Genomic DNA, 20,783 nt, shown 5'->3' on the forward strand with positions numbered 1-20,783 from the left:
GCATTAATCTCATACGTAAAATTATTCATTTACGATGTCAAAACAAAATATAATATTGATTTTGTACCATTGTTGTTTTGGTACGCGATATTACCCCCCAGTTTTTTGGCAAGCGATGAAACCAGTTGCAGCCCAAACGACTTTTTGCGCCGCTCTTCAAAGTCTACTGGCAAGCCCACCCCGTCATCCTCCACGGTGAGGGTATAGTCATTCTGCTGCTCCGGCCTTAAGTAAATAGCAACCTGCCCGTACCGGTCAGGGAAGGCGTATTTGATGGAATTAGACACAAGCTCATTGACGATCAGGCCCAGTGAAAGCGCTGTGTCGGCTTCCACCATGATGGTCGGGATATCAAGCTTGATTTTAATGTGACGCTCCCTTATACCATATGTAGCGCCTAAGCCCTCACAGATAGCCTCCATGTAGGCACTCAGGTCAATCGATGCCAGGTCTTCGTGCTGGTAAAGGCGCTCATGCAAAATGGCCATCGACCTGACCCGTCCCCGTACCGACTGCATGACTTCAAGGGCTTTGGGGTCCTGCACACGCCGGGTCTGCAGGTTGAGCATGCTCATGATGATCTGCAGGTTATTCTTGACGCGATGGTGGATCTCTTTCAGCAGGATTTCCTTCTCACGGTTCTTTTCTTCCAGCAGTTGTGTCCGGTGCAGTACCTTTTGCTCCAGCAAAGTATTGAGCTTAACCAGGCTTCTCTCCCGCAGCCTCACCACACTGATGGTAGCGCCGGTGGCTACTAGTACCATCAGCACAATAAACCATTCCCGGCGCCAGACCGGAGGCACTATAGTGAAGGTATAGGTGAGCGGGCTCGGGGTCCAGTAGCCGTCGCTGTTGGCGGCCAGCAGCTGGAAGGTATAGCTACCCGGATCGAGGCTGGCATAGGTGGCAAAGGAATGATCTGTAACGGCCGACCATTGCTCATCGTGCCCCTTGAGGCGGTAGCGGTAACGCACGCGGTCGGGGGCAGTGAGCGAGATGCCATGAAAGTCAAACGTGAGGTGGTTCCGGTTGTACGGAAGCCGCAGGTTTACCGGGAGTTCGGTAGATGAGTCGATGGTATAGCCCATGCCCGCCCAGTCGGTTGGTTTCTGGAAAAGCATGATGTTGGTAATGATTATATGGGGGTATACCTGGTTGCGGCGGTCCATTTCCGGCAGGTACATGGTAAGTCCTTTGGCCGTGGCAAACCACACGGTACCGTCAGGCGTCTGCGTAATCCCTTTGCTACTCACTTCGAGGCCCCTGAACCCTTCCTGGTTCGCGTAGGATCGGATGGTGAGGCGGCCCCGGTCATGGAGCTGGTCGAGCTGCACTTTCAGCACACCCCGACTGGTGCCAACCCAGAGGTGGTTTGTGTTATCAACGAACAGGCTTTTTATACCTTCGTTTGGCAGACCGTTGCGGGAGTTGTATACCTTGGGAGCCTTCCATTTGTCGTGCCAGGCCAAAATGCCGTAGTTGAAGCCGCCAAAGTATAGTGTGCCCGTCGCATCTTCTGTAATAGTGAGTACCTCCCGGAAGCCCGTCTCTCCCAGACCTTTGACAGCAGCAACACGGTTGTTTTCATACCGGAACACACCCTTCTCGGCGCCAATCCAGATCCTGCCGCTTCTATCGCGGTGCAGGGCGTATACCTTGCCAGTGAGGTGTGGCTGAGGCAGGGGCCGGATGTGTTGCTGATCAGCAGGCAAAATGGCTAATCCAGCGCCTGTGGCCAGTAGCAGGTCGCCATTTGGCATGGGCATGGCCTGGTGTATCTCCGCAGAGGGCAATCCCTGCGCTGTGCCATAATGGGCTACTTTACCGGGTCCCAGTCGGTACAGGCCGTTGCTGGAGCATACCCAAACGTCGTTTTCGTTTGCCACCCACATGCTGTGCAGGGTAGTGCCTTTTGGCCAGATGTCGGTTTGCAGCCAGTTGAGGATACCACTTTCCATAAAGGCTGCATGGCCGTCATCGGTCCCGAGCCAAACCCTGCCTTTGGTGTCCTGCGCCAGAGCCGATATGACAGGCTCCTTGACCTGCCCCATATCAAAGAAGTGAACGAACCAGGGGTTGCGGTACTGCATCAGGCCATGGCCGGTTGTCCCGATCCAGATGTTGCCCTCACGGTCTGTTGTAATGCAATTGACTCTGTCTGTGCGCAAACCACTGTAGCGTGTGAGGTGCTGAAACTCCTTGCCGTCGTATTTGAGCACGCCGTTGAGGCGAAGGCTCAGCCATTGGTGGCCATAATTGTCGGTGGTGAAGTCGCGTATGTTCGGGCTTTCTATACCTGCCGGGAGCTCAAAGTTTTCCAGCTTGTTGAGCCTGAAAGTCGCCGCGCCGTTTGCCGTACCGATCCAGATGGTGCCGTCGGGTGACTGGCTCAGTGCGTTGATGCTGTTGTAAGGCAGGGTGCTGTTGGCAGTGGTATAGTTGGTGGGCCCTTTTGCGTTTATCCGGTATACACCCTGTGAATCGCTTCCGGCCCAAAGCTCGTTTGTGGCGCTGAAAAGCACAGCGTTGTAGCGGACGTGAGGCAGGTCAGCGTACCGCACAAATCCGCTTTTAGCCAGAGAGTATACGCCGCTGTCTGTCGCAGCCCAGATAATACCCTCGTTGTCCTCTGCGATGCTGTAAACGCCACCAGGTGGCAGGCCGGCTCCCTGGTCAAACACCTCAAAGCTGTCACCGGTGAGCAGCATCAGTCCCCTGTCAGTGGTACCAATCCAGATGCGTTCTCGGCTGTCCAACAGCAGACAGCTGATGCTGTTGCTGCTCATACCTTCCCGCTTGGTATAGGTATGGAAAGTAGACCCGTCAAAGCGGCTGAGGCCTCCAAGTGTTGCCACCCAGAGCTGCCCTTTGCCATCCTGCAAAATGTCGTTTACCTGCGACTGCGGCAAGCCCTGCTCAAGCGACCAGTTTCGGAAGTTGAACTGCTGCGCCTTTGAGGGAAGCGAAACTAACAGCAAGAGTATAAGAGCAAGAAGGCGCATCCGGATGCAAGAGCGTTAGAGAGAATAATATATGCAGCTAATATATTTTGTAATAAAAAATAGCTTAATATTTATACTACTGTAAAGCCAAACTTTTGTTGCCTACACGCTATACCTGATGTTATGCCATTGTTTTGAATACCGACTTTATTACAAAAAAGCGATGCCTATACCTGCTGCAGGCTCAACCAAACAGCAGGTATAGGCATTAACAAATTGGCGGTCTCTTATTAGTTTATGAGGTGCTTGTCGATGCCATTGGGGCAGAAGGTGCTTTTCTCAGAAATGGCCTGCTCCAGTATAGTGTCGTTGGCAGCCAGGCTTTGGCGCGAGTTTTCCTGATGGTGCAGGTGATAGGCCACGCCCCCGAAGGCCAGGTTCTGTCGTCTGGTACCACTGTTGAGCAACCGGATGGCAAATTCGCTGTCTTCCCGGCCCCAGCCCACAAAGTCTTCATTAAAACCATTCACCCGGATGATGTCCTCCATCCAGAAGCCCATGTTGCAACTTTTGATAGAAGCTATACCTGTTTTCTCTTTACTGAAAAGCTTAGACAAGAAAGGGGAGTTAGTCGCGTTGAACCTATTCTTTATACCTGATGAAAAAGGAGAAATGGGAGCAGGGCCGCGATTGATCAGTTCCTGGCTCAACTCAGGGCTCAGGAGCACGCGCTTCCCCTGTATGAAATAGCCTTTGCGGGCTGCCCGGCGGTGGCCCGCCAGAAAATCGGGGTGCAGCACCATGTCGCCGTCAATAATCACCACATACTCGCCCGTCGCCATGGCGATGGCCTTGTTGCGACTCTCGGCTGCCCTAAACCCCAGGTCTTCCTGCCAGCTGTGCAGCAATGGCACCGGCGACTCCCTGGCCAGGCACTCTACCAAGGCTCGCGTGTCGTCACGGGAGCCGTCGTCGGCCACAATGATCTCGCGCGGCAGCTCGCTTTGCTGAAAGGCGCTACGCAATACAGTGCCCAGGGCCTCCTTCCAGTTGTAGGTGGTGATGACCAGGCTGATGCCGAGGCGCTGGTTCTCTTCGTGCAGTTTCATGTATTTGTAAAAAGTGCCGTTGGCGTTCGAGAAGGAGATGGCCATACCTTCGTACCCATACAGAAACCCGCGCTGCAGCACATAGTTCCTGAAAAGCGAGAAAGCCCACTTGAGATAGCTCTTGGCAGGGGAGGAGCTTTTGCGGAAACGTTTTTCTCTTGCAAAGAGGGTCGTATATTGGTCCATCTTGGCGATCAGCTGTGAGATGCTGTTGAAAGAGAAGTGATCCATGGTGCCTCGCAAAGGCTGTACCTGCAATCCGTCTGTCAGGATGTACTCGTGCACGGGCAGGTCAGCGAAGCGGGTGGTGCCTGTGTGGTAGAGGCGCAGCACATAGTCGTTGTCCCAGCCACAGGCTTTGATATGCTTCTTGCCGTAGAAGTTGTGTCGCAGGAAGCTGTATACCTTTCGTGTGTCGCGGAGGTCGAGCTGCAGTATTTCGTCCGGCAGCTCCGGGGAGAGCACCTCGTCGCTGTCAATTGAAAGGACCCACGGGTGGGTGGCGTGCTGCGCGGCCAGGTTCTTCATCGGTCCAAATCCGAGAAAGGGATGCTCCACGATGCGCACATTCGGAAAACGGGCCGCTATGGTCAGTGTTTCGTCCGTAGAGCCATTATCCAGTACAATTATCTCGGCAAACCGGCGCAGCGAATGCAGGCAGGCAGCGAGGTGTTGCTGGCTGTTTTTAGTGAGGATGGTAACGGATATGGCGTGGCTCATGCTTGGGAATCCCCTAGGTGGTTTGAACTGCAAAATTAAGTTTTAACACTTAAATCAATTAAAAAAAGCTCCGGAACTGCTGAAAGTTCTGAAATTCCGTATGTTTCTAATAAAGATAAGGATAAGAGCGGCTAATTGCGCCCTATCCTACACATGCCGATGCACATCCGTGCAACCCAAACGCGGCAAGAAAGGTATGTAGTTAAAATTTCTATATTTGCGTATAATTACGCGATTACGACTTTATCAATTACAAAATCAAGTCAAATGAGCGAGCAAACAGGTAAACAGCTGAGTAAAGAGGAAAAAGATGCCCGGTTCGAGGCCGAACTGCTGCCGGTGCTGGACCCTCTGTACAATTTTGCCTACAGGCTCACCCTCGATGAAGATGATGCCAATGACCTGGTGCAGGAGACATACCTGAAGGCTTATCGCTTTTTCGATTACTTTGAGCAAGGAACTAATGCAAAAGCCTGGCTGTTCCGAATCCTGAAGAACTCTTTCATCAACGAGTTCCGGAAAAAGAGCAAACAACCCGCCAAGGTAGACTACAGTGAGGTCGAGGGGTACTACAATTCGGACGACGTAGAAGGCGAGGGCGGTGTAGCCTCCACCACTGACATGCGCACCGAAAGTGTACAGGACCTGATTGGCGACGAGGTGGCCAGCGCCCTGAACGCATTGCCGGTAGACTTCAGGACCGTGATCATCCTTTGCGACCTGGAGGGCTTCACCTACGAGGAAATGGCTAAAATTCTGGATATACCGATCGGTACTGTGCGTTCCAGGTTGCACCGTGCCCGTAACTCTTTGAAAGAGAAGTTGGAAAAGTATGCGAAGAGCATGGGATATAACAGTTAGAATAACCTAAAGACTTTGAGTTAAGATGGAATCAAGATTTACAGAAACGCACCAGAAACTTTCCGATGACGGGCATGAGTCGGAATGCGACAAGATTGTCAAGTTATTGGATTTGATGATTGATGGAGAAGCCTCCACTGAAGAACAGTCTTATTTTAATACCCATATCGAGGAGTGCGTTCCTTGCTTCGAAAGCCATCAAAAGCAAAAACTCCTCAAAGGGCTTGTATGTGGTCATCTTAAGCGCGTAATTGTGCCGGAAAGCTTAGCTTTGTCCATTAAAGCCAGAATTCAAGAAACTGTATAACCCCTGATGCAAGGAAAGATCATCATTTTTTCGGCCCCCTCCGGCGCCGGCAAAACTACTATTGTAAAGCACCTCTTACAGGTAAACCCGTCACTTGCCTTCTCTATTTCGGCCTGCACACGCGATAAGCGCGGCCGCACCGAGGAAAACGGAAAAGACTACTACTTCATAACACCGGAAGAATTCAAGCAGAAGATCGCCAAAGATGAATTCGTGGAGTGGGAAGAGGTATACGAAGGCGCCTTCTACGGCACTTTGAAATCTGAAATAGAGCGCATCTGGAAGAGTGGCAAACACGTGATATTGGACGTGGATGTAAAAGGAGGACTCAGCATAAAGCATTTTTACAAAGAGAGAGCACTGGCGGTATTTGTGAAGCCGCCTTCTATAGAGGAACTGGCCAAGCGCCTGCAGGCCCGCAACACCGACTCGGCGTCCAGCATTTCAAGCCGCGTTTTCAAAGCCGAGTTCGAAATGAAGTTTGAAGACCAGTTTGACAAGGTGATCGTGAATGATAATCTTGGAGACGCCTGCGTGAAAGCAGAAAAACTGGTGAATGAGTTTCTGAACGCTGAACCAGCTATCGTATGAAAGTAGGGCTGCTGTTCGGCTCCTTTAACCCCATCCATATCGGGCACCTGATACTGGCCAATTACATGGCCACCAACACAGACCTGGATACGGTATGGCTGGTGGTGTCGCCACAGAATCCCTTTAAACCTAGCAACACGCTGCTGCACGAATTCGACCGGTTGCACATGGTGTCGCTGGCTGTGGCCGACAATCCGGATCTCGGGGTGTCGAACATCGAGTTTAACATGCCCAAGCCGAGCTATACCATCGATACGCTCACGTACCTGCAGGAGAAGTATCCGAGCTACGAGTTTGTGCTGATCATGGGGGAGGACAACCTGCCGCTCTTCCCGAAGTGGAAAAACTCAGAGAAGATATTGGAATACCACCGGGTATACGTATACCCGCGCTCCGGCTCCACAACTACCGAGCTGCCCTCTATGCCAAACGTGACTTTTGTTAAAGCCCCTGTGCTGGATATCTCGGCCACGTTTATCAGGCAGTGCATCAAAGAAGAGAAGTCTATCAAATACATGGTGCCCGACGAAGTGGCGGAATACATTAAGGTACACAAGCTATACCTGTAGGTATAGGATAAGCCTTAAAAAAGGAGAAGCCCGCTGAACGAACAGCGGGCTTCTCCTTTTTTAAGGTATGGCGATGAAGCCTATACCGTCATGATCTCTGCTTCTTTCTTGGTCAACAGCTCGTCAATTTTTACGATGTAGCTGTCGGTAATTTTCTGCACTTTGGCCTCCGCGTCACGCACGGCATCCTCAGAAGTCCCTTCTTTCTGCAGCTTGCGCAGCGAGTCATTCACATCTTTGCGAATGTTACGGATAGCGATCTTGCCACCTTCAGTCTCATTTTTTGCCTGCTTCACCAGGTCACGGCGACGCTCTTCCGTCAGCGGAGGGATGTTCAGGCGAACGCCGTCGGCCTCTACAAGCGGATTCAGGTTAAGGTCACTGTTCTTGATAGCTTTGCCGATTTCTGCCACCATCTGCTTTTCCCATGGCTTGATCATCAGGGTGCGGGCGTCCGGAACTGTCACGTTGGCCACCTGGGAGATAGGCGTTGGAGTGCCGTAGTAATCTACGCGCAGGTCTTCTACCATGGCAGGGGATGCTTTGCCAGCTCTGATTTTGAGCAACTCCGAATTGGTGTGCTGTAATGCTTTCTGCATAGACTCCTCGGCTTCGCTGAGGTAAAACTGAATTTCTTCCGTCATATCAATTTTAGCTTAATAAGGTTCTTCGTGTTATCTTATGTACTGTGATTTGCTAATTTCTGTCAGTTGGTCTGGCGCTCTCAGAAGTCTGGATATTTTCTGCGCCTTCTATTGATTCAACCAGGTCGTCCATGGTTACAAGCGTGCCTATTTTCTCGCCCTGCACCAGTCGCTTCAGGTTACCTGCCGTGTTCATGTCGAACACAATGATCGGCAGATCGTTTTCCTTACAAAGCGTAAAGGCGGTCATATCCATTACGTTCAGCCCTTTTTCAAACACATCCTTAAAGGAGATGCTCGAATAGAAAATGGCGTTCGGGTCTTTCTCCGGATCGGCTGAGTAAATGCCGTCTACGCGGGTTCCCTTCAGCACGACATCCGCCTCAATCTCAATCGCACGGAGACTGGCAGCTGAGTCGGTTGTGAAGTAGGGGTTGCCGGTGCCGGCACCGAAAATGACAACACGTCCTTTTTCGAGGTGGCGTACGGCACGGCGACGGATATAAGGTTCGCATACCTGCTGAATGTTGAGGCCAGAGAGCAAACGGGTATATACACCCAGCTTTTCGAGCGCACTCTGCAAGGCCATGCTGTTGATGACAGTAGCCAGCATGCCCATGTAGTCGCCCTGCACGCGGTCAAGACCCACCTGCTCAGCCTGAACACCTCTAAAGATGTTGCCTCCACCGATCACAACTGCTACCTCCACGCCAAGTGCGGCTACTTCCTTAATCTCCTGCGAGTACTGCATCAGTCTGTCTGAATCAATGCCGTACTGTTGTTCTCCCATCAGCGCTTCGCCGCTTAACTTCAGCAATATTCTTTTATACTTCACGGTCGTTTTATAGTAATGTTAACGTTTATGGTGCTCATGTTGCGGCAAGGCAGTACGTGCTGCCCATCTGGCAACACAAAAAAATTAAAATAGAATCAATATCTGGTTTTTCTCCACGTTCTGCTTCACGGCTACCTTGATCTCTTTTACTATGCCGTCTCCGGGCGATTTGAGAATGTTTTCCATCTTCATGGCCTCCAGGATCATGATCGGATCTCCCTTCTTCACTTCCTGGCCCGGCTGCACTTTTATTTCAAGTATCAAACCTGGCATGGGCGCCTTCACATCGTTCACTTTCTGGGCATTGGTATTGCTCATGCCCAGCTTGTCGAGCAGCAGGTCGAAGCGGTCCTTTGCGCTCACGGTCTGCTTCACGCCGTTTATCTTGAAAGTGAATGTTTTGGCCTGATAGTCAGCCTCTACCAGCTCTGCGGTATACGACTTATCGTCTTTTATGATGTGGTATCTGTTAGGGCCAAGGGGGGAAATGTCCCAATTGAAAGGTGATCCATTAAGGAGAATAGCGTCTTTCTGAATATCAACCTGCCATGTCTTGTCGTTAGCGGTTTTTATCTGGAGCATCTTTATAAATCAGGTTTTAGAGGCTTAAAGATAATTGATTTATCAGAGTAATTTTAGAAATTGAGCTCAAAATTAAAACATTCCATCATGAATCATAGGTTTCTGAGCATAGTTGGCCTTGCCGCCGCTATGGCTTTTACAGGCGGTTGCAGTGTAAATAAACAAACCAAGGCGACATCTGCCGTTGAGCCAGTTACAGGCAAACCGGCCCCGGTGGTTGCCGAGCCTCCTGTGTGGGCACCTCAGAACCATGCCTTCAACCCTTCCAAAACCAGGTTGCACGACCTGCTGCACACCAAACTGCGGGTTAGCTTCGATTGGGACAAGCAGTACATGCACGGCCTCGCGGAGCTTACCCTCAAACCCTATTTCTATCCGCAGCGCCAGCTCGTGCTCGATGCCAAGGGCTTCGATATACACAGCGTGAATCTGATGCAGGATGATGCTGAAGCGAAAGAGCTCCAGTATACCTACGATGGGATGAAGCTGACGATTGACCTGGGCAAGTCCTATACCCGCGACGACAAGTATACCCTGGAGATAGATTATACAGCCAAGCCGAACGAATTGGCTGTGGGTGGAAGTGATGCCATCACCCAGGACAAAGGACTGTACTTCATCAACCCGAAAGGGGAGGAGCCGAACAAACCACGTCAGATCTGGACACAGGGCGAGACAGAGGCCAATTCAGCCTGGTTCCCGACGATTGACTCTCCCAACGAGCGCATGACGCAGGAAATTTACATCACGGTAGATCAGAAATACACCACGCTCTCCAACGGCACTTTTATCTACTCGCGCAAAAACGCGAATGGCACCAAAACCGATTACTGGAAAATGGAGCAGCCGCATGCGCCTTACCTGGCCATGATGGCAATAGGGGAGTATGCTGTGGTGAAAGACAAGTGGCGCGACCTGGAAGTCGATTACTATGTGGAACCGGCCTATGAGAAAAACGCCAGGAAAATATTCGGCAACACGCCCGAAATGCTTGAGTTCTTCTCCAAGAGGTTAGGGATGGATTACCCATGGTCGAAATACTCGCAGGTGGTCGTGCGCGACTTCGTGTCGGGGGCCATGGAAAACACGTCCGCCTCTACCTTTATGGAGGATCTGCAGCTGAACGAGCGGGAGTTGCTGGACAAGAATTGGGATGGCATCATTGCGCATGAGCTGTTCCACCATTGGTTTGGCAACTATGTCACCACCGAGTCATGGGCCAACCTGCCGCTCAACGAGGCCTTTGCCAACTATTCGGAGTTCCTGTGGACAGAGCACAAGTATGGCGCTGACGAAGCCGCCCTTCATCACCTCGATGAATTGGGACAGTACCTTGAGGAAGCCAACACGAAACGAGAGCCCCTGATCCGCTACCGCTATGCCGACCGCGAAGACATGTTCGACAGCCACTCCTACGCCAAAGGGGGGCGGGTGCTGCACATGCTGCGCAAATACGTGGGTGACGAAGCCTTCTTCGCCTCGCTCAACCGCTACCTCACGAAAAATAAATTCTCGGATGTGGAGGTGGCCGAATTGCGCATGGCCTTCGAGGACACGACCGGGGAAGACCTGATGTGGTTCTTTGACCAGTGGTTTATGCGGGCTGGCCATCCGGAGCTGAAAGTAAGCCATACCTATCAGAATGGCGCGCTTAAGCTGCAGGTATGGCAGCAACAAGACACCCTTTACCAACCGGTATACAGGTTGCCCCTGAAAGTAGCGATTTGGGAGAACGGGAAAAAAACCGAGCATGCTATCGAGATCACGAAAGCCAACCAGGTTTTCACCTTGCCAGCCAGCACAGAGCCTCAGCTAGTGCTGTTCGATAGCGAGCAGCAGTTACTCGGTACGGTGGAGCACACGAAGACGACAGGGGAGCTGGTGTTCCAATTTAAAAACGCAAAGGCTTTGGCTCTCCGATTAGGAGCATTAGAGGAACTGGGGCAGGAGTTGGGCCAGCAGGAGATGGCAACGCTGCTGCAGGGCGCTCTGAAGGACAACTTCTGGGCAATTCGAAATCTGGCCCTGGACGTAGCAGGGCGTTTGCCGGCTAAGCATACCGAATCCCTGGAGCCGATCGTGCAGCGCATGGCAGAAAGCGATAAGAAAGGGGAGGTGAGAGCGGGCGCGATCATGCTGCTGTCCGAGTGGGGTGAAGATGAATACACTGACCTGTACAAAGCAGCGATGCGGGATAGTTCATACAAGGTAGCGGCGGCAGGTATACTGAGTTACGCCATGACCGAGGCGCCGGACATCAACCAACGCCTGGCTGCTTTTGAAAAAGAGACAAACGAAGAGATTGTGCTGGCACTGGCTTCTTACTATGCCGTGAAAGGAGGCCCGGGAAAGTACGATTGGTTCATGAAACAGATGAAAGGAGCCAAAGGATCAGGGCTGTACTATTTGCTGCAAAGCTACGGGGCCTTTATGGCAGTGAACCCGGAAGCCTATAAGCCAGAAGCGATCAGCATGCTTTCAGAAATGGCACAGAATCATCCAATGTATTTCGTGCGCATGGCTGCCTTTCAGACACTTATGGTGCATTCAGAGCGTCCCGAGATAATAGACTTGCTCAAAGAAATAAGAGCGAACGAAAAGGATAAAAGGCTTCTGGAACTGTATAATCAGGTATCGTTGTAAGGCAACAATAAAAAAAAGTGAATTATTTTACAGAGAATATTTGACTGGAAAGAAAAAGCGCTTAATTTTGCATCTCCTTAGAACAAGCAGGCAGCTGAAAAGCAGTTTTGATGCGCTAAGGGGAGACTGAAAAAGTCAGTCTGGTTAGATATTTCGGGGAGATTCCAGAGCGGCCAAATGGAACGGACTGTAACTCCGTTAGTGTAAACTTTCGCAGGTTCGAATCCTGCTCTCCCCACATTTAAGACCACGCTTTTTAATGGTTTGCTGCATTAGAAGCGGGAGTAGCTCAGTTGGTAGAGCGATAGCCTTCCAAGCTATAGGCCGCGAGTTCGACCCTCGTCTCCCGCTCATAAGCAATCCGCGTGCTGCTTATCAATTATGGGTTGATTTTGAAGGAATTTCATGCAGATGGATTTCCTTTTTAGTATAAACTCATTTTTAAGATAAGTGATGGAAAAAGCCGACGTAGCTCAGGGGTAGAGTACTTCCTTGGTAAGGAAGGGGTCGTGGGTTCAATTCCCATCGTTGGCTCAAAGTCCGTTACGTGTATAATTAACGCAACATACTTAAACGTTTTAACCTTAATTTAATTATTATACAATGGCTAAAGAAACATTTGACCGTTCCAAACCGCACGTAAACATCGGTACTATCGGTCACGTTGACCACGGCAAAACAACTTTGACTGCTGCCATTACAACAGTTTTGGCTAAGAAAGGTCTTGCTACACTTCGCGACTTCTCTTCTATTGATAACGCTCCAGAAGAAAAAGAAAGAGGTATTACAATCAATACTTCTCACGTAGAATACGCAACTGAGAACCGTCACTATGCTCACGTTGACTGCCCAGGTCACGCTGACTACGTGAAGAACATGGTTACAGGTGCTGCCCAGATGGACGGCGCTATCCTTGTGGTTGCTGCAACTGACGGCCCAATGCCACAGACGCGTGAGCACATCCTTCTTGCTCGTCAGGTAGGTGTTCCTCAGCTGGTAGTATTCATGAACAAAGTGGACATGGTGGACGATCCGGAGCTTCTTGAGCTTGTTGAGATGGAAATCCGTGAACTGCTTTCTTTCTATGACTTCGACGGTGACAACATCCCGGTTATTCAGGGTTCAGCTCTTGGTGGCTTGAACGGTGATGACAAGTGGGTGAAGACTATCGAGGAGTTGATGGCTGCAGTTGATAGCTGGATTCCAATCCCTGCTCGTCTGACTGACCTTCCATTCTTGATGCCAGTAGAGGACGTGTTCTCAATCACTGGTCGTGGTACTGTAGCTACAGGCCGTATCGAGCGTGGTGTGATCAACTCAGGTGAAGCAGTAGAAATCCTTGGTATGGGTGCTGAGAACCTTAAGTCAGTAGTTACTGGTGTTGAGATGTTCCGCAAAATCCTTGACAGAGGTGAAGCTGGTGACAACGTAGGTCTTCTGCTCCGTGGTATAGAGAAAACTGATATCCGTCGTGGTATGGTTATCTGTAAGCCAGGTTCTGTGAAGCCTCACACGAAATTCAAAGCTGAGGTTTACGTTCTTTCTAAAGAAGAAGGTGGCCGTCACACGCCATTCTTCAACAAGTACCGTCCACAGTTCTACTTCAGAACGACAGACGTTACTGGTGAGATCATGCTGCCAGAAGGCGTAGAAATGGTTATGCCTGGTGATAACATCACTATCGATGTAACTTTGATCAACGCTGTGGCGATGGAAAAAGGCCTTCGTTTCGCTATCCGTGAGGGTGGTAGAACAGTAGGTGCCGGTCAGGTAACTGAAATCATTGCCTAAATAATATTAAACAAGCCCGTTTCTGGAATCTTTTTCGGGAACGGGTTTGTTTTTAATATTCTTTTAAATAAATTTGCACTCCAATTAAAATTGGTGTGCATTTTTTTACGGGTGTAGCTCAATTGGTAGAGTAGTGGTCTCCAAAACCATTGGCTGGGAGTTCGAGTCTCTCCACCCGTGCAATATTTAATTTATTAAAGCGAAGGCAATGAGCAAAGTAAAAGGCTACATAGACGAGACAGTGGAGGAAATGAAAAACAAAGTTTCATGGCCTGCATATTCTGAACTACAGAATAGTTCGATATTGGTGCTGATCGGGTCTTTGATATTTGCGCTGGTTGTCGGAGCTATGGATTTTGTTTTTGACTCTACGCTGTCTTGGTTTTACAACCAGTTTTAATCGAAGTCTATGGCTGATTTAAAATGGTATGTGGTTCGCGCAGTTAGCGGGCAGGAGAAAAAAGCAAAAGCGTACCTTGAGAACGAAGTTGTAAGGCAAAATCTGGGAGAGTATGTTCCCCAAGTACTTATACCGGCCGAAAAGGTGTATGAGATGCGGGGCGGGAAGAAAAAGATCAGAGAAAGAAACTTTTTCCCGGGTTATGTACTTGTACAGGCTGACCTTTCGCATGGTGAAGCTGAGCACATCATCATTAGCACACCAGGCGTTATTGGTTTCCTTGGATCAAACGAGGGAGGCCAGAATAAAAAGCCGGTTCCACTGCGCCAGACAGAAGTAAACAGAATACTGGGTACTGTTGACGAGGCAGAGGAGCAAGCAGAAGTATTGGATACTCCATTCTTAGTTGGAGAAATGGTGAAAGTGATGGACGGTCCTTTCAGTGGATTCTCAGGTACTGTGGAGGAAGTGTTCGAAGAACGTAAGAAACTCAACGTTATGGTAAAAATATTCGGCCGTAACACACCAGTTGAGTTGAATTATATGCAGGTAGAAAAAGAATCGTAGTAAATACAAATAATGGCAAAGGAAATAAAAGGTTACCTGAAACTTCAGGTAAAGGGAGGTGCCGCGAACCCATCGCCACCGATTGGACCTGCACTTGGTTCTAAAGGTCTTAACATCATGGAGTTCTGTAAGCAGTTTAATGCTAGAACACAGGATAAGCCGGGACAAGTGTTACCAGTGTTGATTACAATATACGCAGATAAGTCTTTTGACTTCGTTATTAAGACGCCGCCTGCTCCAGTATTGTTAATGGATGCTGCTAAGATTAAGGGAGGTTCTAAAGAGCCTAACCGTAACAAAGTGGGTTCAGTTACATGGGATCAGGTAAGAGAGATTGCAGAGCTGAAAATGCCAGACTTGAATGCATTCAAACTGGAGGCCGCTATGAAAATGGTAGCCGGTACAGCGAGAAGCATGGGCATAACAGTGTCTGGAAACGCTCCGTGGAACGAATAATAAGAGTTAAAGGATAATGGCGAAGATTTCAAAGAACAGGAAAGCAGCTTTAGAAAAGGCTGACCTGACAAAAGAGTATTCTTTAACAGATGCGGCTTCAGTAGTAAAAGATATCACTTTTACCAAGTTTGATGCCTCTGTTGATATTGATGTACGCTTAGGCGTTGACCCTCGCAAAGCCGACCAGATGGTTCGTGGTATCGTTACCCTTCCACATGGCACCGGTAAAGACGTAAAAGTACTGGCATTGGTAACACCTGACAAAGAGCAGGAAGCCAAAGATGCAGGAGCTGACTTCGTAGGTCTGGATGACTATATCCAAAAGATTGAAAAAGGCTGGACAGATGTAGACGTGATCATCACGATGCCTGCCGTAATGGCTAAAGTAGGCCGTTTAGGTAGAATTCTGGGTCCTCGTAACCTGATGCCAAACCCTAAGTCTGGTACAGTTACACAAGACGTTGCTAAAGCAGTAAAAGAAGTAAAAGCTGGTAAGATCGACTTTAAAGTTGACAAGTATGGTATCATCCATACAAGTGTTGGAAAAGTTTCCTTCTCTCCAGAGCAGCTAGCTGCTAACGCTGCTGAAGTAATTGCTACACTGAACCGCCTGAAGCCATCTTCAGCAAAGGGTACTTACATTAAGAGCATAACATTGTCTAGCACAATGAGCCCGGCCGTAATCGTTGACAAGAACGCAACTATCTAAGAACATGACCAGGGAAGAAAAAGAGATAATTGTTAAAGACCTGAGCGAGAAGTTAGCGAACACTAACTATTTCTATATCACAGATGCGTCTACCATGAGTGTGGCCGGCATCAACCAGTTCAGGAGAATGGCCTTTGAAAGAGGCCTGGAGTATAAGGTTTACAAAAACACTTTCATTAAGAAAGCATTAGATACCCTAGAGGCGGACACTACTTCTCTGGAAGAAGTTCTGAAAGGTTCATCTGGCATCGTGTTTTCTGCTGAATCAGGAAATGCTCCTGGTAAGCTGCTGAAAGACTTCAGAAAGAAAGGTAATGCACTTCCATTGTTGAAGGGTGCCTATATTGATGGCGGTATTTACGTTGGTGAGAACCAGCTTGACACACTGGCCAGCATCAAGTCTAAGAACGAGCTTATCGGTGATATCATTGGCTTGCTTCAGTCTCCAGCTAAGAATGTTGTTTCTGCTCTTCAGAGCAGCGGTGGCAAACTTGCCGGCATCCTGAAAACCCTATCTGAAAAAGAATAATTTAAAAACGTAATCAATAAGTAACTTTTAATTTCAATAAAATGGCAGATTTGAAAGCATTCGCTGAGCAGTTAGTAAACTTAACTGTGAAAGAGGTTAATGAACTAGCTACAATTCTTAAGGATGAGTATGGTATCGAGCCAGCTGCTGCTGCTCCAGTTATGATGGCTGGTGGTGGTGCTGCTGAAGGAGGAGCTGCTGCAGAAGAAAAAACTTCTTTTGACGTAATCCTTAAGTCAGCTGGTGCATCTAAGCTTGCAGTTGTTAAGCTTGTAAAAGAATTGACTGGTCTTGGCCTGAAAGAAGCTAAAGAATTGGTAGACGGCGCTCCTAAGCCTTTGAAAGAAGGCGTAGACAAGAACGAAGCTGAATCACTGAAGAAATCTTTGGAAGAAGCTGGTGCTGAAGTAGAGGTTAAATAATCTCACTTACCAACATACCGACAACAGGTAGACCTGGCAGATTCGTCAGGTCTTTTCCTGTTTGTATACGGATTCAAATTTGAATCCTTTTTTTGCCCGTAGCCATTTCGAAGGCTATGTGCTGGAATCATATTGTAAACGTTAAAATTCCATGGCTTTGGCTAAGAATAAAACGACAGAGCGAATCAATTTTGCCTCGATCAATCCGGTTATCGACTACCCTGACTTCCTAGATGTTCAGCTGCAGTCATTCCAGGATTTCTTTCAGCTGGAAACTCCGGCAGAAAATAGGGCACAGGAAGGATTGTTCAAGGTGTTTGCCGAGAACTTCCCCATTTCTGATTCTCGAGAAAACTTTGTTCTCGAATTTATCGACTATCATATAGACCCGCCAAAATACTCAGTTGACGAGTGTATTGACAGGGGCCTTACTTATTCGGTTCCACTTAAGGCAAAGCTTCGTCTGATTTGTAACGATGAGGACAATGAGGACTTTGAAACAATTGAGCAGGAAGTGTTCTTGGGTAATATCCCATACATGACCGAAAAAGGCTCATTTGTGATCAATGGCGCTGAACGTGTTATTGTGTCCCAATTACACAGATCTCCGGGTGTATTCTTTGCGCAGAGCAAGCATACAAACGGCACCAAACTTTATTCTGCCAGAATTATTCCTTTCAAAGGTTCTTGGGTTGAGTTTGCAACGGACGTGAATAACGTGATGTATGCTTACATTGACCGTAAGAAGAAGTTCCCGGTAACTACATTGCTTCGTGCAATCGGTTACGGTACTGATAAGGACATCCTTGATTTGTTTGGTCTTTCAGAAGAACTGCCTGCAACGAAGGCGAATCTGAAGAATGCCATCGGCAGAAAGTTGGCTGCACGTGTACTGCGCACATGGACAGAAGACTTTGTGGATGAAGATACTGGTGAAGTAGTTTCTATAGATAGAAACGAGGTTCTTTTGGAGCGTGACTCTGAAATCACAGCGGAAGACATCAACATCATTGTTGATTCAGGTGTGAAATCAGTCGTACTTCACCGAGAGAATGTAAACATCGCTGATTACGCTATTATCTATAACACACTTCAGAAAGATAACTCTAACTCTGAGCAAGAAGCCGTAGAGCAAATCTACCGCCAGCTGAGAAATACAGAGGCGCCTGATGTGGAAACTGCACGCGATATCATCCAGAAGCTGTTCTTCTCTGATAAGCGTTATGATCTAGGGGAAGTTGGTCGTTACAGAATCAACAAGAAGCTGGGTCTTGACACGAACTGGGATGCCAAGGTTCTCACGAACGAGGATATCGTACTGATCGTGAAATACCTGATCGGTTTGATAAACTCCAGAGCTGTAGTGGATGATATTGACCACTTGAGCAACCGTCGTGTAAGAACGGTAGGCGAGCAGCTTTACGCGCAGTTTGGTGTAGGCCTTGCCCGTATGGCAAGAACCATCAAGGAGCGTATGAACGTGCGTGACAACGAAGATTTCAAGCCGGTTGACCTGATCAATGCGCGTACGCTTTCTTCTGTGATCAACTCGTTCTTCGGAACAAACCAGCTGTCTCAGTTCATGGACCAGACCAACCCGCTGGCAGAAGTGACGCACAAGCGTCGTGTTTCTGCACTGGGGCCAGGCGGTCTGTCAAGAGAGCGTGCCGGTTTCGAGGTTCGTGACGTTCACTATACACACTACGGCCGTCTGTGCACGATTGAAACGCCAGAGGGTCCGAACATTGGTCTGATATCATCTCTTTGCGTGCATGCCCGTGTGAATCATATGGGCTTCATCGAAACACCATACCGAAAAGTAAATGAAGGTATAGTGGAGATGGATGGAACAGTTGAATACCTGACTGCAGAAGAAGAAGATACCCACCACATCGCACAGGCAAATGCCATTATCGATGACAAGGGTAACTTTATTAATGATAGAGTAAAGGGTAGATTTGAGGGTGACTTCCCGGTGGAAGAACCTAATACCTATACCTATATGGACGTTGCACCGAACCAGATCGTATCGGTTGCGGCTTCGTTGATTCCATTCCTGGAGCACGATGACGCCAACCGTGCCCTGATGGGTTCAAACATGCAACGCCAGGCCGTTCCACTCTTGAAAGCGGAAGCTCCAATTGTTGGTACTGGTCTGGAAAGAAGAGCGGCTATTGACTCAAGAGCGCTTGTTATCGCTGAAGGTGACGGTGTGATTGACTTTGTAGACGCAAACAAGATTGTTGTAAAATACGATCTGACAGATGATGAGAAGTTGGTTGCCTTTGATGCGGAGTATGTAACATACAACCTGATCAAGTTCAGAAGAACGAACCAGGATACCTGCATTAACCTGACACCAATCGTTTATACTGGTCAGCGTGTTACAAAAGGACAACCACTTTGTGAGGGTTATGCCACTAACAATGGCGAACTGGCAATCGGTCGTAACATGCAGGTGGCGTTCATGCCATGGCAGGGTTACAACTTCGAGGATGCTATTGTTATCTCTGAGAAAGTAGTAAGAGACGATATCTTCACTTCTATCCACATCGAGGAATTCGAGCTTGAGGTTCGTGAGACGAAGCGTGGGGAAGAAGAACTTACCTCGGAGATTCCGAACGTGAGCGAGGAAGCCGTGAAGAACCTGGACGAGAACGGTATTATCCGCATTGGTGCTGAGGTTCGTGAAGGTGATATCCTGATCGGTAAGATCACACCAAAAGGTGAAACTGACCCGACTCCGGAAGAGAAGCTTCTGCGTGCCATCTTCGGTGACAAAGCCGGTGATGTGAAGGATGCCTCACTTAAGGCGCCGCCATCACTTAACGGTGTGGTAATTGAGACCAAACTTTTCTCCAGACCTAAGAAAGACAAAAACCTGCGGGCTAAGTCTAAGAAAGAGGTTGAAGAGCTGAAAGTGAAATACTCAAAGGATCTGAACGCTATCAAGAGCGTGATGGTTGATAAACTGGTGGCTTTGCTGGAAGGCAAAACGTCTCAGGGCATCAAGCATAAGTTCGGCGACGAGATCCTGACAAAAGGCGTGAAGTTCTCCAGAAAGAACATCATTGAAGCTCTGTTCCCTGAGAAGAACCCATACAAGGACGAAAGTAACTATGCGGTTCCGGAAGAAGTGAACATGTTCAAGGATCTGATCCTGGAAAACTGGACTGCTGATGAGAAGACCAATAGCATGCTGCTGGAGCTTGTGAAGAATTACAACAAGCGCCGCAACATCACTTCAGCACACTTCAAGCGTGAGCGTTTCACATTGGAGGTAGGAGATGAGTTGCCAGCAGGTATCGTGCAGCTAGCCAAGGTATACATCGCGAAGAAGCGCAAGCTGAAAGTAGGTGATAAGATGGCCGGTCGTCACGGTAACAAAGGTGTGGTTGCCCGTATCGTGCGTGAGGAAGATATGCCATTCCTGGAAACAGGTGAACCAATGGATATCGTTCTGAACCCGCTGGGTGTACCTTCCAGGATGAACATCGGTCAGATCTATGAAACGGTACTTGGATGGGCTGGTAAGAAACTGGGTAGAACATATGCTACTCCAATCTTCGATGGCGCGACTGAAGACCAGGTACAGGCCGAACTGAAAGAGGCAGGTTTGCCGAGCTTTGGCCGTACATACCTGTACGATGGCCTTTCTGGCGATCGCTTCGACCAGCCGGTAACAGTAGGTGTGATTTACATGCTGAAACTGGGTCACTTGGTTGACGATAAGATGCACGCCCGTTCTATCGGTCCATACTCTCTGATTACACAGCAGCCACTGGGTGGTAAAGCCCAGTTCGGTGGTCAGCGTTTTGGTGAAATGGAAGTGTGGGCGCTTGAGGCATTCGGTGCTTCGAACGTACTGCAGGAAATACTTACAGTGAAATCTGACGACGTGATCGGCCGTGCGAAAGCTTACGAGGCGATCGTGAAAGGCGATGTGTTGCCAAAACCAAATATCCCGGAATCATTCAACGTACTGATTCACGAGTTAAGAGGCCTGGCGCTCGAGATCACCTTAGAGTAGTAAAGTATAAGCTGAGCGCCCTGGCAAGAGTCGGGGCGCTTAGCGCACTTTATACAGACTAGCTGTAAGGCATATT

The 20,783-nt window shown here is 48.9% G+C and carries 18 protein-coding genes and 4 tRNA genes; 17 read left to right on the forward strand and 5 right to left on the reverse strand.

Features of this window, described 5'->3' with window-relative positions:
- Window positions 1-29: 29 nt before the first annotated feature.
- Both Q4E40_RS04515 and Q4E40_RS04520 read right to left on the reverse strand, forming a co-directional pair.
- Entirely contained in the window at window positions 30-3,002 is a 2,973-nt protein-coding gene (locus tag Q4E40_RS04515; protein WP_303410331.1) for a two-component regulator propeller domain-containing protein, read from the reverse strand.
- A gap of 230 nt (window positions 3,003-3,232) precedes the next feature.
- A complete protein-coding gene (locus Q4E40_RS04520; protein WP_303410333.1) occupies window positions 3,233-4,771 on the reverse strand; it encodes a glycosyltransferase family 2 protein in 1,539 nt (512 codons plus the stop codon).
- Window positions 4,772-5,038: 267 nt separating this feature from the next.
- On the opposite strand from Q4E40_RS04520, the gene Q4E40_RS04525 reads away from it, so the two are divergent.
- The 4 genes from Q4E40_RS04525 to nadD are packed head-to-tail and all read left to right on the forward strand — an operon-like array spanning window position 5,039 to window position 7,099.
- Window positions 5,039-5,632, forward strand: a complete 594-nt coding sequence (locus Q4E40_RS04525; protein ID WP_007653448.1) for a sigma-70 family RNA polymerase sigma factor — start codon at window positions 5,039-5,041, stop codon at window positions 5,630-5,632.
- A 25-nt stretch (window positions 5,633-5,657) separates the two neighbouring features.
- Window positions 5,658-5,939, forward strand: a complete 282-nt coding sequence (locus Q4E40_RS04530; protein ID WP_253400908.1) for a zf-HC2 domain-containing protein — start codon at window positions 5,658-5,660, stop codon at window positions 5,937-5,939.
- 6 nt (window positions 5,940-5,945) lie between these two features.
- Entirely contained in the window at window positions 5,946-6,530 is a 585-nt protein-coding gene (gene gmk / locus Q4E40_RS04535; RefSeq protein ID WP_303410336.1) for a guanylate kinase, read from the forward strand.
- Window positions 6,527-7,099 (forward strand): nicotinate (nicotinamide) nucleotide adenylyltransferase, encoded by a 573-nt coding sequence (nadD, locus tag Q4E40_RS04540; protein ID WP_303410337.1) that lies wholly within the window; start codon window positions 6,527-6,529, stop codon window positions 7,097-7,099. The genes gmk and nadD overlap by 4 nt, the downstream gene beginning before the upstream one ends.
- 80 nt (window positions 7,100-7,179) lie before the next feature.
- Here nadD and frr read toward each other — a convergent pair whose 3' ends face one another.
- From frr to Q4E40_RS04555, 3 genes are all read right to left on the reverse strand, one after another.
- Window positions 7,180-7,743, reverse strand: a complete 564-nt coding sequence (gene frr, locus Q4E40_RS04545) for a ribosome recycling factor (protein WP_303410339.1) — start codon at window positions 7,741-7,743, stop codon at window positions 7,180-7,182.
- 52 nt (window positions 7,744-7,795) lie between these two features.
- Window positions 7,796-8,578 (reverse strand): UMP kinase, encoded by a 783-nt coding sequence (gene pyrH, locus Q4E40_RS04550; protein ID WP_303410341.1) that lies wholly within the window; start codon window positions 8,576-8,578, stop codon window positions 7,796-7,798.
- 84 nt (window positions 8,579-8,662) lie between these two features.
- Complete coding sequence (locus Q4E40_RS04555; protein ID WP_303410342.1) at window positions 8,663-9,160, reverse strand: acyl-CoA carboxylase biotin carboxyl carrier protein subunit; 498 nt, start codon at window positions 9,158-9,160, stop codon at window positions 8,663-8,665.
- A gap of 87 nt (window positions 9,161-9,247) precedes the next feature.
- Between Q4E40_RS04555 and Q4E40_RS04560 the strand changes: the two genes are divergently transcribed.
- The 13 genes from Q4E40_RS04560 (at window position 9,248) to rpoB (ending at window position 20,707) form a co-directional block, all read left to right on the forward strand.
- Complete coding sequence (locus Q4E40_RS04560; RefSeq protein ID WP_303410343.1) at window positions 9,248-11,803, forward strand: M1 family aminopeptidase; 2,556 nt, start codon at window positions 9,248-9,250, stop codon at window positions 11,801-11,803.
- Window positions 11,804-11,958: 155 nt separating this feature from the next.
- Window positions 11,959-12,041, forward strand: a tRNA-Tyr gene (locus Q4E40_RS04565).
- Between the two features lie 40 nt (window positions 12,042-12,081).
- Window positions 12,082-12,154, forward strand: a tRNA-Gly gene (locus Q4E40_RS04570).
- A 111-nt stretch (window positions 12,155-12,265) separates the two neighbouring features.
- A tRNA-Thr gene (locus Q4E40_RS04575) sits at window positions 12,266-12,337 on the forward strand.
- Window positions 12,338-12,406: 69 nt separating this feature from the next.
- Window positions 12,407-13,594, forward strand: a complete 1,188-nt coding sequence (gene tuf, locus Q4E40_RS04580; RefSeq protein ID WP_303410344.1) for an elongation factor Tu — start codon at window positions 12,407-12,409, stop codon at window positions 13,592-13,594.
- A gap of 107 nt (window positions 13,595-13,701) precedes the next feature.
- A tRNA-Trp gene (locus Q4E40_RS04585) sits at window positions 13,702-13,774 on the forward strand.
- Between the two features lie 28 nt (window positions 13,775-13,802).
- Window positions 13,803-13,994, forward strand: coding sequence for a preprotein translocase subunit SecE (gene secE, locus Q4E40_RS04590; protein ID WP_303410345.1), 192 nt, complete (start codon window positions 13,803-13,805; stop codon window positions 13,992-13,994).
- Window positions 13,995-14,003: 9 nt separating this feature from the next.
- A complete protein-coding gene (nusG, locus tag Q4E40_RS04595) occupies window positions 14,004-14,561 on the forward strand; it encodes a transcription termination/antitermination protein NusG (protein WP_253400900.1) in 558 nt (185 codons plus the stop codon).
- Between the two features lie 12 nt (window positions 14,562-14,573).
- Window positions 14,574-15,017: a 50S ribosomal protein L11 gene (rplK, locus tag Q4E40_RS04600; protein WP_007654322.1), complete on the forward strand. Its 444-nt coding sequence runs from the start codon at window positions 14,574-14,576 to the stop codon at window positions 15,015-15,017.
- A 16-nt stretch (window positions 15,018-15,033) separates the two neighbouring features.
- Window positions 15,034-15,726, forward strand: a complete 693-nt coding sequence (rplA, locus tag Q4E40_RS04605; RefSeq protein WP_007654321.1) for a 50S ribosomal protein L1 — start codon at window positions 15,034-15,036, stop codon at window positions 15,724-15,726.
- A gap of 4 nt (window positions 15,727-15,730) precedes the next feature.
- Complete coding sequence (gene rplJ / locus Q4E40_RS04610; RefSeq protein ID WP_188501541.1) at window positions 15,731-16,255, forward strand: 50S ribosomal protein L10; 525 nt, start codon at window positions 15,731-15,733, stop codon at window positions 16,253-16,255.
- A 41-nt stretch (window positions 16,256-16,296) separates the two neighbouring features.
- On the forward strand, window positions 16,297-16,677 hold the full coding sequence (gene rplL / locus Q4E40_RS04615; protein WP_007654319.1) for a 50S ribosomal protein L7/L12: 381 nt from the start codon (window positions 16,297-16,299) through the stop codon (window positions 16,675-16,677).
- A gap of 151 nt (window positions 16,678-16,828) precedes the next feature.
- A complete protein-coding gene (gene rpoB, locus Q4E40_RS04620) occupies window positions 16,829-20,707 on the forward strand; it encodes a DNA-directed RNA polymerase subunit beta (protein WP_303410349.1) in 3,879 nt (1,292 codons plus the stop codon).
- The last annotated feature ends 76 nt before the right edge of the window (window positions 20,708-20,783 follow it).

Origin of the sequence: Pontibacter coccineus (assembly GCF_030546575.1) — a bacterium.
Lineage (GTDB): Bacteria > Bacteroidota > Bacteroidia > Cytophagales > Hymenobacteraceae > Pontibacter > Pontibacter coccineus.

Coding starts and splice junctions, on each gene's coding strand:
- rpoB (WP_303410349.1), top strand. CDS start 16,829: ATGGCTTTGGCTAAGAATAAAACGACAGAGCGAATCAATTTTGCCTCG.
- nusG (WP_253400900.1), top strand. CDS start 14,004: ATGGCTGATTTAAAATGGTATGTGGTTCGCGCAGTTAGCGGGCAGGAG.
- gmk (WP_303410336.1), top strand. CDS start 5,946: ATGCAAGGAAAGATCATCATTTTTTCGGCCCCCTCCGGCGCCGGCAAA.
- nadD (WP_303410337.1), top strand. CDS start 6,527: ATGAAAGTAGGGCTGCTGTTCGGCTCCTTTAACCCCATCCATATCGGG.
- rplA (WP_007654321.1), top strand. CDS start 15,034: ATGGCGAAGATTTCAAAGAACAGGAAAGCAGCTTTAGAAAAGGCTGAC.
- Q4E40_RS04555 (WP_303410342.1), bottom strand. CDS start 9,160: ATGCTCCAGATAAAAACCGCTAACGACAAGACATGGCAGGTTGATATT.
- Q4E40_RS04520 (WP_303410333.1), bottom strand. CDS start 4,771: ATGAGCCACGCCATATCCGTTACCATCCTCACTAAAAACAGCCAGCAA.
- Q4E40_RS04560 (WP_303410343.1), top strand. CDS start 9,248: ATGAATCATAGGTTTCTGAGCATAGTTGGCCTTGCCGCCGCTATGGCT.
- rplK (WP_007654322.1), top strand. CDS start 14,574: ATGGCAAAGGAAATAAAAGGTTACCTGAAACTTCAGGTAAAGGGAGGT.
- Q4E40_RS04530 (WP_253400908.1), top strand. CDS start 5,658: ATGGAATCAAGATTTACAGAAACGCACCAGAAACTTTCCGATGACGGG.
- Q4E40_RS04525 (WP_007653448.1), top strand. CDS start 5,039: ATGAGCGAGCAAACAGGTAAACAGCTGAGTAAAGAGGAAAAAGATGCC.
- rplL (WP_007654319.1), top strand. CDS start 16,297: ATGGCAGATTTGAAAGCATTCGCTGAGCAGTTAGTAAACTTAACTGTG.
- Q4E40_RS04515 (WP_303410331.1), bottom strand. CDS start 3,002: ATGCGCCTTCTTGCTCTTATACTCTTGCTGTTAGTTTCGCTTCCCTCA.
- rplJ (WP_188501541.1), top strand. CDS start 15,731: ATGACCAGGGAAGAAAAAGAGATAATTGTTAAAGACCTGAGCGAGAAG.
- frr (WP_303410339.1), bottom strand. CDS start 7,743: ATGACGGAAGAAATTCAGTTTTACCTCAGCGAAGCCGAGGAGTCTATG.
- secE (WP_303410345.1), top strand. CDS start 13,803: ATGAGCAAAGTAAAAGGCTACATAGACGAGACAGTGGAGGAAATGAAA.
- tuf (WP_303410344.1), top strand. CDS start 12,407: ATGGCTAAAGAAACATTTGACCGTTCCAAACCGCACGTAAACATCGGT.